Source organism: Pontibacter toksunensis (assembly GCF_042686245.1).
GTDB classification, from domain to species: Bacteria; Bacteroidota; Bacteroidia; order Cytophagales; family Hymenobacteraceae; genus Pontibacter; species Pontibacter toksunensis.
The window spans coordinates 1-656 of record NZ_JBHUOX010000109.1; the positions used below are offsets into that span (position 1 = coordinate 1).

1 protein-coding gene is annotated in these 656 nt (G+C 41.9%); it reads left to right on the top strand.

What is annotated here, in order from left to right; all coding sequences use genetic code 11:
• The first annotated feature begins 112 nt into the window (after window positions 1–112).
• Entirely contained in the window at window positions 113–448 is a 336-nt protein-coding gene (locus ACFS7Z_RS27355) for a hypothetical protein (RefSeq protein WP_377492712.1), read from the top strand.
• The last annotated feature ends 208 nt before the right edge of the window (window positions 449–656 follow it).

The following is a 656-nucleotide window of genomic DNA, read 5'->3' on the forward strand; positions in this document are numbered from 1 at the left end:
AGGAGTATAACCAATTCCGGCCCCATAGCTCATTGGGCGACAAGACGCCGGAAGAGTGGGTGGAATGTAATATAGTAGAACCCGAATTCTCTACTTTTCACATGTCCTAAAAATGGGAGGAGCTCACAAACTTGCAGCTGAAAAATACACTACAGTTTTAGAAATTGATTCACTCAATGCTGAAGCATTGTACAGGAGGGCATTTTCAAAGGCAAAATTGGATGATTTTGAAAGTGCAGCAAAAGATTACCAGAAGGTAGCAAAGCTTGGTTATAGACTTGCCGACTGCTACTATAACTTGGGAATTATTTACATGATTCCGTTTCAGAACCTCGAGAAAGCTCACTACTATCTCAAAAAGGGTTATGAACTGAATCCGACAGTAGACAATAAGGGACTTATGGAATTGGCAGAGGAAGAACTCATAAAGGCTAAAAAAAAGTGGTAGCTAACAGCACCTATACTGCATGAAGCACCATAGCCCAGTACGTTAGCTTGCTCTGCAGGCGGTTCTGGTGAACATAAAAGTCGTTATTGGCCATGCTCAGAACCTGTTCTAGATGACTACTGTCACACTTATCTCTCATCATTTACCCCTCTTATGGGACAGTGGGACAGCATGTGAAATAGCTATAGCATGTTTGTGTTCAGTAGCT